Here is a 12699-nt window from a genome sequence, read left to right on the forward strand (position 1 = left end):
TGCAACCTGGTTACAGCTTGATCTTCACGCGCGCGCCATAGCGCCGTGGTTCCGCCGGATTGCCGATATCGGGCAGGCCGGTGACCTGCTGGTTGTACCAGGCCGACCAATATTTGGTGTTGGTCAGGTTCGTGCCCCAGAGCGACACGCCCCAGCGTTCATTCTCGATCCCGATATTGGCGGCGAGCAGGCCGACATTCTTTTCGCGATCGATATTGGTGACGTCCCAGTAATTCTTGCCGCGCACCGAATAATCGACATGCAGCTTCGCGTTCCAGTCGGCCGTCAGAGAGGCGGTGTAATCCACGGCCACCGATGCTGTCCAATGGCTGAAGTTCGACAGCTTGTTGCCGATGATCGAGGCGTTCGTCACCGGCTGCGGGAACAGCGGGCCGACTTCATATTCCTGCACCTTGGAGTCCATGATGCCGCCGGCGGCCGATATTTTGAGGTCGTCGATCGGCTCCAGGTTCAGTTCCAGCTCCACGCCCCGCACCCAGGATTTGGGAATAGTGTAGACGCTCTGCGCCGCCACGGTCGAGTCGAACAGGAAATCCTGCTTATTCTTGATGTCCTGGTGGAACACCGCAGCGACGACCCGCGCGCGGCCGTTCATGAACGACCCCTTATAGCCCAGTTCGTAGCTCCACACTTCTTCCTGCTTATACACCTCATCAAAGATGGTGCGTGGCGCATTGAAGCCGCCGCTGCGGAAGCCCCGCGCGACCGTGGCGTAGACCATCTGGCCCCGCACCGGCTTCCAGGCGAGCGAGAATTTCGGCGTCGGCAGATCGAACGTCGCTCGCCGCTTTGGCGCGGTCGGATCGTCGAGATCGACCTGGCTACGCTTTTCCTTGTCGTAGCGCATCCCGAAGGTCGCGGTCAGCGTGTCGAGAATGTCATATTCGAGTTGGCCGAAGAACGCATAGGCGTCGATCTTGCGCCGCGTGCCATTGGGGAACAGCAGGATCGCCGTATCCTCCAGCGGGTTGACTCCATCGGGAATATAGACGGGCAATGTGTCGCGCCGCTTGATGTTGGTGTAGAAGGCGCCGACCTGCCAGCGGAACGGACCGTTGGCGTTGGACGTCAACCGCACTTCCTCCGACCAGGCCTTCACATTGTAGCTTTGGGAGTTACCGATAAATTCGGGCGGCAGGAAATCGAGATCGCCTGGACCGCCGCTGCCAATGCCTTCGCCAGGCACGCCATAGCGCTCCTTCGTGCGCGACCAGGCCGTGATCGAGCTGATGGTGGCGAAGCCCATATCATAGCTCATGTTGAGCGAGGCATCGTCGATCGTCGCATAGTTGACCGAGATTGGCACCGAAACGGGCGAATTTCCGAAGCTGTTGCTGTTGCTGCGGGGGTTCGCCGTCGGGAAGGGATCCCCCACCGCGCGGGTAATCACATAATAATAGGAACCGCCCTTATAATCGTCATGATTATATTTGAAGTCCAGTTCCAGATCGGGCGTGGGCGTGAACAGCAGCCGGACACGGCCGGTCTTGTTGGTCTTGAAGTCGACATTTTCGTCGAGCGCGGTGTTGCGAATGCTGCCCTTGTCGTCATGGAAGAAGCCCGAGACGCGGAACAGCAGCACATCCTCGATGATCGGGCCGGACAGCGAGACGCTGCCTTCCATTGACCCGGCATTGCCAAAGCCGAACTCGCCGCGTCCTTCGACGATATTGGTCGGCTTTTTGGTGACGACGTTGATCGCGTCGGCAATGGCGTTGCGGCCGTAGAGCGCGCCCTGCGGACCCTTCAGCACTTCCATCTGATCGATATCGAACAATTGCTGGCGGATCTGGCTGGCGCTCGCAGCCTGTACCCCGTCGATGACCAGCGACAGCGCCGGGTCGGTGTTGCGGGTCGAGGTGATGCCGCGCACCGAGATGAACGACGAGGTGACGCTCAGATCCTGCTTGAAGCCGATATTGGGCAGGGTGCGGCCAAGGTCGCCTGCCTGCTTGATGCTCATATTGACGATCATGTCGCTGCCCAGCACCACGAGGCTGTCCGGCACCGTGGACGCGGTTTCCGAACGCTTGCGCGCGGTAACCACGATCTCGCCGGACGGAGCGGCTTCGGCCGCCTCGGTCGCGCTTGCGCTTTCCTGCGCCCAGGATGGCGACGCCAGGACGATGCTCAGCGCCGCACCGGCGCAGAGAATAGATTTTGCTGCACGCATGTTGCAGACCTCCCCACAAAGATTATCATTCTGACGGTCCCGTTGAAAATGGTTCCGCCGCCCGATTGTCATAGAGGATCGCGTCGCCGTCCGCTTTCCGGCGGGTCTGCTGATTTGTCAGCGCGTCTGATTTTGGGGGGCATCAGCCTGCGATATGCTGCGCGGCATCGGTGAGGGCGGGGGTGAGGGCAGGCATATCGATAGCGCTGCGAGGGCGCGCGCTGGCTCCGCGCGGCTCGGGCCGAACATTGCTGTCCGCCAGCAGCCCGCCTACTCCCATCAAGGCGATGTCGTGGCCGTCCACGACCATGCCCGCCATCAAGCGCTCGAGGACGAGGTCGATGCCGTTGCGCTTCGGACTGCGCGCGCAGCCCGGCAGACCGATCACGATACGCCCGCCGATAAGACCAAGGCACAGGAGATTGCCCGGATCGACCGGCATCCCCAACCGCTCGACCATCCCGCCCGCCGCGATGATCGCGCCCGGCACGACGTCCCGCCGATCGACGGTCGCGGATGCCGCCGCGATCAATATGATGCCAGCCTCGCTGCCTTCAACCAGCTGCGCCGCCAAAGCGGCCTCCTCATGCCGGCAACGCGCCTCCCGCACGATTCCTCCGCTGAGCGGCGCGAGCCGGGCTTGGATGACGCTGCTCGTCTTGGCGATCAGCTTGTCCGGCAATCCCGGCAGCATTGTGTGGATCAGCTCGACCGCCGTCGGCCGAAACGGCGCGAGCGACAACAGCCCCTCTCCGGCCGCTTGCGCCAGCGTCACCGATGTCTCCGCCGCCGCATAGGGAATGATCTTGACCGTAGCGACGATCTCGCCGGCCCGAACGCGCGATAGCGGCGGCAGCGTGCCCAGCGTTACCGCCTCGTCGATCAGGTTCAGCGCCGCCACGGCAGCGCCGTCGCAGCGCAACAGCCCATCAGCCGTCGCCGACAGGTTGACGCGGCCATGCACCGGTGCGCCCGCCACAATGCCCGTCCCGGCGACCGCGCGACCGATACGGACCGCCGCTTCATCTTCCGCCACGTCGCCGGGATCAAGCCGGGCGACCACCAGATCGACAATGCCGGCCGCTCGCGCCGCCGCAACATCGGCGGCGTCAAGCCGGTGGCCTTTGGCAAAGCGCAGCGAGCCGGCGGACAAGGAATGCGCGAGCAACGCACCCTCCGCCTCATCGACCGGAACGGGGCCGAACCTCATGCGCCCGCGCGGCGCGAGGCCGCCGTCCGCCCGGTCATCGCGCGGCCGCTCGGCCCGCCCGATCCTGCCGGCCGGCCGTCATGCGCGCATGTCAGGCATAGGCGGCGATCGGCGGGGCGATGCCGGCGGCGTCCATCAGCCGGGTGCGGGACGCCTCCAGCCGATCGGCGAGCGCGGCAAGATCGTCGCGCACCAGCCGCCCGTCGCGCTTGCGCACTACGCCGTCGATCATCACCATGTCCACCGCCTGCGGCCCGGCCGCCAGCACGACATAGGCGACAGGATCGTTCATGGCGAACAGATCGGGCGTGCGCACCAGGATGATGTCGGCCTTCTTGCCCGGCGTCAGGCTGCCGGTCCGGTCGGCGATGCCGATCGATCGCGCGCCATCGATGGTGGCGAACGAGAGGACATCGCGCGTGTCGATGCTGGGCGTGCCGGCTTCATAGGCCTGGTGCCGCGCAATCTGGAAGGTCGAAGCCATCTGCGCGAACAGCCCCGTATCGGTCGAAGTGACGACATCGGCGCCGATACCAGGGCGCACCCCCTTGGCCAGGAAGCGCGTGGTCGCGGGATAGCCGAACTGCATCTGCAATTCGACGGTCGGCGTCGCCACCATCTGTCCGCCGCTGTCGGCAATCATGGCGATGCTATCGTCATCGAGGGAATTGCCATGGACATATTGGATATCCGACCCAAGCAGCCCCGCCTCGCGCATCTTGTGGACGGATTTATACGGCTTGCCGAAATCGCCATTGCCGACATGAACGCTGACGAACAGTCCCAGTTCGCGACCGACGGCGAGGTCGTGCGCCGTCACGTCGATGCCCGACATCTCCGGCCCACGCAGCGCCAGCGCCATCGTCACCAGCCCGTCGTCACCGGGCAGGATATCCTCGCGCACGCGGCGGATATCCTCGGGAATATGGTTGCGGCTCTCGAAGAACCATTCCGGTCCCAGATTGGGGAAGCCATAGCCGAAGACGACCCGCATCCCGCTGTCCTTGAGCGCGCCGATCGCAGCGTCGCTATGGGCGGGAGAATGCTGGATATGCGACCAGTCGAACACGCTCGTCACGCCCGCGTCGATCGCCTGCAACGCACCTGTCAGATTGCCGATGCGCACATCCTCCTCGGTATAGACCGGGGCGATTTTCGAGAGGATGCTGCCGAAATAGCTGTGCAGGTCGGCGTCCGCCGCGACCATCGTCAACGCCCCCTGCCAGACATGACGGTGCGCGTCGATGAGACCGGGCAGAGCGATCATGCCGGTCCCGTCGATCACCTCGGCATCGGCCGCGGCGATATCGGGACCGACGGCGGCAATTCGATCCCCGTCGACGAGGATCGAGGCACGGCGGAAATCGCCCACCGCCGGGTCCATGGAAATGACGATCGCGTCCTTGATGAGTGTGCGCATGTCGGATTCCTTCAGGTTAACGCCAGGCGATGACCGTCTGCTGCTGGCTGCCGAGCTGATCGGACTGGAGAGTCATCACGTCGCCGGGACGCAGGAAGACAGGGTCGGGCTTCAGCCCCATGCCAACGCCCGCGGGCGTGCCTGTCGTGATGATGTCGCCGGGCTCCAGCACCATGAAGCTGCTGACATAGCTCACCAGCGTCTTCACATCGAAAATCATGTTGGCGGTGTTGCCGTCCTGATGCCGCACGCCGTTGACCTCAAGGCGCAGCGAGATCGCCTGCGGATCGGGCAGTTCATCGGTCGTCACCAGCCAGGGGCCGACCGGCCCGAATGTTTCGCACCCCTTCCCCTTGTCCCATGAACCGCCGCGCCGCAGCTGATATTCGCGCTCCGACACGTCGTTGACGAGAACATAACCCGCGACATGGTCCAGCGCCTCGTCCGGCGACACGTAGCGCGCCGTCGTGCCGATGACGATGCCGAGTTCGACCTCCCAGTCGCTATGCTGCGAATCCCTGGGCAGCATCACGTCATCATTCGGCCCTTGCAGGCAGTTGATCGCCTTGGTGAACAGGATCGGCTCGTCGGGGATCGCTGCGCCGCTTTCCTTGGCGTGATCGACATAGTTCAGGCCAATCGCCAGGAACTTGCGGACGCCCGACACCGGCACGCCCATCCGGGGCGTGCCCTTGACCAGAGGCAGCGTGCCGGGGTCGATCGCGGCGAGCGCTGTCAGGATTTCCGGCGACAGCATATCCGGCCTTATGTCCCGGACATGGGCGGAGAGATCGCGGATGCAACCATCCGCATCCAGCAGACCGGGCCGTTCCTTACCTGCTTCACCGTAACGCAGCAGCTTCATGCACAATATCCTTCTTCACAGGCGGTAGAGGCGCGCAGCCGTACCATGAAATATGGCCGAACGCTGAGTGTCGTCGAAATGGGCGCTCGCGCGCACATGCGCGGCGAACAGCGTGGCATAGTCGGTCCAGAGCTTCTCGATCGGGAAATTCGACCCGAACAGACAGCGATCCGCGCCGAACATGGCGACGGTCTCCCGCACGATGCGGGCGATCAGCGCGTCATCCACGCGATGCACGAAGGTGCCCAGCCCCGACAGCTTGACGTGGCAATTGGGTCGCGCGGCAAGCAGCGCCATGCCCTTGCGCCAGCGGGCGACCGTGACCTCATTCTCCGCTTCCAGCATCCCCGCATGGATGAGCACGAATGGCACGTCCGGAACGGCTTTGAGCAGATCGGCGCCATCGGCCATCTGACCGGAAAACAGCTGCAATTCGAACAGCAGGCCATAATCGGCCAGCCGCGCGATATTGCGGGACAAGCGCGGGTCGCGCACCACATCGGGCGACGCGGCGAAGCGGTAAGCAGGCTTGCTATGCCAGTGCAACTGCATCCGCACGCCCCGCAGCAGCGGGTAGCGGATCAGCCGATCGATCTGGGGACGGATGTCGTCGACCAGGAAATCGGCATAGGCGACCATCGCCTGGGGCGCGCCGGATGCGTCCGCCACCGACTGCACCCACGCGGCCTCATCCTCGAAGCGCGCGGCCGGCCAGTTCGCCTGGACATAGACCGATGCCTTGACTTTAGCGGCCGCCGCGTCGGCGAGATATTCCTCGACTGAATAGTCCCGGCAGATCGGCGCATAGGGGCCGAAGATGCGCGGCTGCATCGGCCCGTTCAGCCAGGCAAGGTCCGCCTGCCGCCAGATATGGAAATGACCGTCGATGACGGGCTGGGTCATGCCGAGACCTTCCGGGTAGACGGGCAGTCGAGCCGGTTGAGGAAGGCGATGAGCGCGGGCAAGCTGCCGCCATCGACCAGATCGTCGAGGAAGGGCAACATCGCCTTGAGCGCCGCCGTTTCGGGGCGGAAGCGCGGATCGGCCGCCAGCGGCGTCGCCACGCTCATCCGCCATGCCCGCAGCGCCAGCCGTCGAACCGCTCCGACCAGCAAAGCCGGATCGCCGCGTTCCAGCATGTCGGACAGCATGATGACGGCCGATCCGCGCGCATGGCCGGCATATCGCGGCTCGGCGATGAAGCGGGCGAGCGTGGCGCCCAGCTGGGTGCCGCCGTCCCAGTCGGCGACCGCGTCGGCCACGCGCGCGAGCGCCACATCGCTGCGCCGGTGCGCCAGCGCCGCCGTGATCCGGGTCAATCGGGTGCCGAGCGTGAACGCCTCCACCGGCGCGACCGAATGGACGAGGCTGTGGGCAAGGCGGAGATGGTCATCGCTATGCTGCTTCATCGATCCGGAAATATCGATGAGCAACAGGATACGGCGTGGGCGCAGGCGGCGCGTCCGACGGGTGGGCATCGGAATGTCGCCGTCATGCCGGACGATGCGGGCGAGCGACCGGCCGAGGTCAAGCCGCTCCCCGCGCGGATGCCGGCGCATCCGCAGCGCACGCCGGCGCGGCAGCGATGCGCCGAGGCTGTGGAGGCGCGCATCCCGCGCTGCAAATTCGCGGATGAACAATATTTCCCGGGCAGTGGTTGCCGAACCGGATTCGCCCGGCGCAAGCTCCGGCGCGGAAGCTGGATCGCGCTCCTCTTCCGACGCGATGTTTTCTTCGTCGTCAGGCGCGGCCAGAACGCCCGCATCGCCGCAAAAATGCGCGCGAATCAGCGCATCGAACGCCTCGCGCCGTTCAAAACGCGGTGCGAAGGCGGCATGAGCGGCGTGCTGTATCGCGCGCATTGACGTGGGACCGACCAGCCGCACCGCTTCGAGGAACGCGCGCGTCTGCTCGCTCGACACCGGGAAAGCAGCGGCCCGCAGCACGGGCGCAAAACCGATCAGCGGCGCGGCGGCGCGTGGCATGTCGGCGATCATGCGAACGCCTCCTCAAGGACGCGCCCAATTTCCGGCGTGACGACGGCCATGTCGTCCTCGTCTTTGACGACGACCCCCACCGCGCGCCGGAATGCGTCCGGCCAATCGCCTTCGGCGCCCCTGATAATCCGGGCGGCTTGCGTCCATTCCACCGCTTCGGCAATGCCGGGCGGCTTCACGAGCGGCAGGCGGCGCAGATCCTGCACCGCGCGCGCCACCGCCTCCGCCGTCGCTCGGACGATGCCGCCGGCCCGGCGCAGGATGATCTCCGCCTCGCGCGCGGGGTCGGGATAGGCGATCCAGTGATAGACGCAACGGCGGCGCAGCGCATCATGCAGCTCGCGCGTCCGGTTCGACGTCAGCACGACAATGGGCCGCACCTCGGCCCGAACCGCACCCGTTTCTGGGATGCTGATCTGAAAATCGGAGAGAAACTCCAGCAGGAATGCCTCGAATTCATGGTCGGACCGATCCACCTCGTCGATCAGCAGCACCGTCGATCGCGGCCGTCGCACCGCCGCCAGCAGCGGCCGTTCGATCAGGAACGCCTGCCCATAAAGATCGACCTCGCCTCCATCGGCCTGCCGGATGGCGAGCAGCTGCCTCGGATAATTCCATTCATACAACGCCTGGGTAGCGTCGATGCCCTCATGGCATTGCAGCCGGATGAGGTCACGCCCGCCGATCGCGGCGATCGCCTTTGCCGCTTCGGTCTTGCCGACACCGGGCTGCCCCTCGAGCAGCAAGGGCTTGCCCATGCGCAGCGCCAGGAAGGCAGCGGTGGCAAGTCCTTCATCCGCCAGATAATCGATCCCGTCGAGCGCCTCGGCGACCGCGCCGGGAGCCGCGAAGCGATCAAGCGAGGGATCAGCGGGGACCACGGATCACCTCCAGCTCGGCGACCAGCAGATGCGTGCGCGTGCGGCAATGGGCGGCGACATCGGCTGCGGCATCCCGCCCTGCCTTGGCCGCGAACCCGTGGACGCGCGCCGCATCGCTCTCGAACCATAGCTCGTTGACCGCGTCATAGGGCCGCGCCGGATCGTCGGTCAGGCAGACATTGACCTTGTAGGCGACAAGACCGGGTATCTCGGCGGCGATGCGCGGGTGTCGCAGCTGCGCCCATTTGCGGAACTCATCGAGCGTCATGTCGTCATTCCGCTTCAACATGGACATGATCTTCAGCATCATGCGCCCTCGGCCGCGAGGATCGCGCGCAGCACCCGCTCAGGCGTCATCGGCATCTCGTCGATGCGGACGCCGATCGCGTCGAATATCGCGTTTGCGATGGCCGGGATCTGCGGGTTGGCGCACATCTCGCCCGGCCCCTTGCCGCCGAAGGGGCCATCGGAGGCGGGCCGCTCGAGAACGACGAACTCGGCCGGAACCACGTCGCCGGGGCCGGGCAGGACATATTCATTGAAGTCGCGCCCGCCATGCGCGCGATCGGGATAATAGGGCTCGGTGGTTTCGTAGAGGGCGTGCGCCACCCCCATATGATTGCCGCCGACCAGCTGCTGCTTCACCATCGCCGGATTGAGCGCGCGGCCGATCTCGAACACATTTTTGAGATCCAGCACGGTCACCTCGCCGGTATCGGTGTCGACTTCCACCTCGGCAATCGTGCAGGCGTGGGTGTAGCAGGTGGCCGGCTTCATCTTGCCGGTCACCGGATCGGGAAAGCTGCGATCCACCAGGAATATGCCCCGCCCGGCGACGGTGCGGCCATATTCGAACTGCGCAGCTCCGGCAGCCTCGGCAATGCTGATCGCCTTGGCCGGCGCGCCCTTTATGTGGATCATGCCCTGCCCGTCGGTAACAAGATCGTCGGCGCTTACCTCCAGCTTGTCGGCGGCGACCTCCAGCAGCACCTGCCGCGCCTCACGCGCCGCCGCGATCACGGCGTTGCCGGCTCTGTGCGTGCCGCGCGAGGCGAAGGTGCCGGTGCAGTGCGGCCCGGTGTCGGTATCGGCGGTGTCCACCCAGACATGGTCGGTCGGCACGCCCAGCGTCTCCGCCGCGATCTGCGCGAGAATGGATTTCATGCCCTGGCCGACGTCGACGCTGGACATGCTCAACACGAAATGCCCCGTAGGGGTGGCGTGCACCAGCGCCTGCGTCGGATCGCCGCCCAGATTCATGCCAGTGGGGTAGTTGACCGCCGCGACCCCGCGCCCGCGTTTCACCGCCATCGCTCAGCTCCCTTTCCGCGACGACATCGCCATGAAGCGCGGATCGACCGGCCAATGTGCGATCTTCGCCGCTTCCTGCATACATTCGATCAGCGCAGCGCCTTCGGTGGGCTGATGGTGCGCCTTCATGTCGCCGTCGCGGTAGGCGTTGATGAACCGGAATTCGAGCGGGTCCATCCCGATCAGCCGCGCGAGCTTGTCCATCTGCACCTCCAGCGCGAAGTCGCCGATGGTGCAGCCAAAACCGCGCATCGCGCTGGACGGGGTGCGGTTGGTGTAGACGCAATAGGCGTCGATCGCCACATTGGGGATCGTGTAGGGGCCAGGAAAATGGGCCGCGGCCTTGTTCGTGCCATAGGGGGAGAGGCGCGAATAGGCGCCCGAGTCGACATAGCAGCGGACCTCGCACGCGACGATCCGCCCGTCCTTCATCACGCCATGTTTCAGATAGATGCGCTCAGCCGCGCGCGGCGAGGACATCTGCATCTCCTCATGGCGATTGAACTGGAAGCTGATGGCCTGTCCCGTCACCATGCTCGCCAGGATAGCGATCGGTTCGCAAACCGTGTCGGTCTTGCCCCCAAAGCCGCCGCCAACCGTCCCGCCGACAAAGTGCAGCTTTGATTCCGGCACGTCCAGGATGATGGCGGCGTTGGTCAGGCTGAAGAACATCGCCTGCGTGCCGGTATAGCAGGTGAACCGGCCATTCTGGTCGGGCACGACCACGCACCCGCTGGTTTCGGACGGCGCCTGCTCGATCGGCGAGGACTGGTAACGCTGTTCCAGCACGACGTCCGCTTCGGCAAAGCCCTTCGCAACATCGCCCAGCCGGACCTTGCGCGCGTCCCCGCTGTCATAGGCGTACCAATTCTGCCCATGATATTCGTTGACCAGCGGGGCGCCGGGCTGCATCGCTTCCTCGACATCGAAAATAGCGGGCAGGGGATCATAGTCGACCTGCACCAGCGCCACCGCTTCGGCCGCCGCGCGAGGGCTGTCGGCCAGCACCGCCGCCACAGGCTCGCCCATCCAGCGCACCTTGTCGAACGCCAGCACCGGCTCGTCCTCGGGCAGGATGCCGATGAAGGAGAGGATCGTGTAGATGTTGTGGGGCACGTCCGCGGCCAGCAGAACGCGCCTGACGCCCGGATGCGCGGCAGCGGCGCTGATGTCGATCGAGCGGATGCGGGCATGGTGATGCGGACTGCGCACCATCTTGAGATGCAGCATCCCTTCATGATTGCGGTCGGCGTAGAAGCTGGTGATGCCGGTCACATGGCCAAGCACGTCGGCGCGCTGGCGCGGCTGGCCGATCTCGTGAAGATCATCGTCGCGCTCGTCGGCGAAATAGCTTTTTTCGATGCGCATCATGCCGCCCTCCCCGCCTCGGCCGCCGCCAGGATCGCGTCGATAATCGGGGCATAGCCGGTGCATCGACAGAAATTGCCCGAAATGGCGTCGATCACGTCCGCGCGGGTGGGATTGGGCTTGCGGTTCAACAGCGCCTTGGCCGCCATCAGCATCCCGGGGGTGCAGAAGCCGCATTGCGTGGCGAAGCCGTCGATGAACGCCTGCTGCAACGGATGCAGCCGCCCTGCGCCATCCGGGAGCCCGCGCGCCGTCTCCACCTCCCTCCCCTGCACATCTTCGGCCAGGGTGATGCAGGCAAGGCGCGGCTCGCCGTCGATCAGGACGGTGCAGCAGCCGCAACTGCCCTGTAGGCACCCGGCCTTGGGCGACATGTCGCCGATCCGCGTGCGCAGCAGGTCGAGCAGCGTCGCGCCGCCATCGACAAATTCGGACCGCGCCTTGCCGTTGAGGTCGAAATGGACCGCCACCTTGCTCATGCCGCGTCTCCGGCGAGCATCCGGCGCAGATGGACCGGGAACACGGCGCGGCGGTACCAGGCGCTGGCGATCGCGTCATCGACCGGGTTGATCTCGCCCACCGATGCGGCGATCGCGGCTTCGATGCTGTCGGGGGTAAGCGATCGCCCCTCGAGCGCCGCCTCGGCGCCGACAATCCGCACCGGCGTCTCCGCCAGCGCGCCGCAGGCGATCCGCGCCCCGCGAATGAGCCCGTCCGCATCGGTGGGGAGCACTATCGCCAACGTCATCACCGCCAGCCCCTTCACGCGCGTCCGGCTGACCTTCCGAAAGCGGAAGCTGTGTCCAGGCGGCGCATGGAAACGAACGGCGCGGATCGGATGCCGTGCGTGGAGAGCCCGCCGGTGCGCCAGAAAATCCTGAATCGGCAGGTCGATCAGGGCCGTTTCGTCATGCAGCACGACCTTCGCATCCAAGGCCAGCAGCGCGGTCGCGAAATCGCCATAAGGCGCTGGCGCATGAAGATTGCCCGCGACGGTCGCCATGGCGCGAACGGCGGGGCCTCCGACCGACAATGCGGCCGGCGCGAGCCACGCCAGCGCGGGTTCGCTCACGACGCGCGCCATCGTCACGCCGCCGCCAAGCGATATCGCCCCGCCCGGCACATTGTCGATCGCCGTCGTCGCGGGATCCTCGATCCGTATCAACGTGTCGAACGACACGTCTCCCATATTGATATCGCGAACCAGCAGTGTGCCCCCGCCCAATATGCGGGCACCCGGCCGGGCGGCGCCGCTGGCGGCATCGGCCACATCGGCATAGCGCAGATATCTGAGCGTCATGCCCGCCCTCCCCTCATTTGCTTCTGATGCGCCGATGCTATCAGCAGGCAAAATGAGGCGCTTTCCGGCGCGTCTGAACATTTATCATAGCGTATGATTAATACCAACGCGCATTGATCAGAACTCATGTGCCCACTGTCGCAGTCCGAGCGA

Annotated in this window: 12 protein-coding genes; all 12 read right to left on the bottom strand. The window is 65.3% G+C overall.

All coding sequences use genetic code 11. The annotated features are described in order from the left end of the window. Nucleotides 1-10 precede the first annotated feature (10 nt). Entirely contained in the window at nucleotides 11-2194 is a 2184-nt protein-coding gene (locus V2B31_RS05565) for a TonB-dependent receptor (RefSeq protein WP_328276215.1), read from the bottom strand. Between the two features lie 142 nt (nucleotides 2195-2336). Continuing rightward, complete coding sequence (locus V2B31_RS05570) at nucleotides 2337-3404, bottom strand: molybdopterin-binding protein (protein ID WP_328276217.1); 1068 nt, start codon at nucleotides 3402-3404, stop codon at nucleotides 2337-2339. 91 nt (nucleotides 3405-3495) lie between these two features. Next, nucleotides 3496-4824, bottom strand: a complete 1329-nt coding sequence (locus tag V2B31_RS05575) for an amidohydrolase family protein (RefSeq protein WP_328276219.1) — start codon at nucleotides 4822-4824, stop codon at nucleotides 3496-3498. Nucleotides 4825-4840: 16 nt separating this feature from the next. Continuing rightward, nucleotides 4841-5689 carry a fumarylacetoacetate hydrolase family protein gene (locus V2B31_RS05580; RefSeq protein WP_328276221.1) on the bottom strand — a complete coding sequence of 283 codons (849 nt, stop codon included), beginning with the start codon at nucleotides 5687-5689 and terminating at the stop codon, nucleotides 4841-4843. 15 nt (nucleotides 5690-5704) lie between these two features. Then, nucleotides 5705-6592, bottom strand: a complete 888-nt coding sequence (locus tag V2B31_RS05585) for an amidohydrolase family protein (RefSeq protein ID WP_328276224.1) — start codon at nucleotides 6590-6592, stop codon at nucleotides 5705-5707. After that, a complete protein-coding gene (locus tag V2B31_RS05590) occupies nucleotides 6589-7686 on the bottom strand; it encodes a VWA domain-containing protein (RefSeq protein WP_328276226.1) in 1098 nt (365 codons plus the stop codon). Before V2B31_RS05590 ends, V2B31_RS05585 begins: the two co-directional genes overlap by 4 nt. Then, nucleotides 7683-8567 (bottom strand): AAA family ATPase, encoded by an 885-nt coding sequence (locus V2B31_RS05595; RefSeq protein WP_328276227.1) that lies wholly within the window; start codon nucleotides 8565-8567, stop codon nucleotides 7683-7685. The genes V2B31_RS05590 and V2B31_RS05595 overlap by 4 nt, the downstream gene beginning before the upstream one ends. After that, entirely contained in the window at nucleotides 8554-8877 is a 324-nt protein-coding gene (locus V2B31_RS05600) for an EthD family reductase (protein ID WP_328276229.1), read from the bottom strand. Before V2B31_RS05600 ends, V2B31_RS05595 begins: the two co-directional genes overlap by 14 nt. Further along, nucleotides 8874-9878, bottom strand: coding sequence for a xanthine dehydrogenase family protein molybdopterin-binding subunit (locus tag V2B31_RS05605; RefSeq protein WP_328276231.1), 1005 nt, complete (start codon nucleotides 9876-9878; stop codon nucleotides 8874-8876). Before V2B31_RS05605 ends, V2B31_RS05600 begins: the two co-directional genes overlap by 4 nt. A 3-nt stretch (nucleotides 9879-9881) precedes the next feature. Next, nucleotides 9882-11249 carry a xanthine dehydrogenase family protein molybdopterin-binding subunit gene (locus tag V2B31_RS05610; RefSeq protein ID WP_328276233.1) on the bottom strand — a complete coding sequence of 456 codons (1368 nt, stop codon included), beginning with the start codon at nucleotides 11247-11249 and terminating at the stop codon, nucleotides 9882-9884. After that, on the bottom strand, nucleotides 11246-11725 hold the full coding sequence (locus V2B31_RS05615; protein ID WP_328276235.1) for a (2Fe-2S)-binding protein: 480 nt from the start codon (nucleotides 11723-11725) through the stop codon (nucleotides 11246-11248). Before V2B31_RS05615 ends, V2B31_RS05610 begins: the two co-directional genes overlap by 4 nt. Next, complete coding sequence (locus tag V2B31_RS05620) at nucleotides 11722-12546, bottom strand: FAD binding domain-containing protein (protein WP_328276237.1); 825 nt, start codon at nucleotides 12544-12546, stop codon at nucleotides 11722-11724. The genes V2B31_RS05615 and V2B31_RS05620 overlap by 4 nt, the downstream gene beginning before the upstream one ends. Nucleotides 12547-12699 lie beyond the last annotated feature (153 nt).

Origin of the sequence: Sphingobium sp. (genome assembly GCF_036170395.1) — a bacterium.
In the GTDB taxonomy this organism is placed as follows: domain Bacteria; phylum Pseudomonadota; class Alphaproteobacteria; order Sphingomonadales; family Sphingomonadaceae; genus Sphingobium.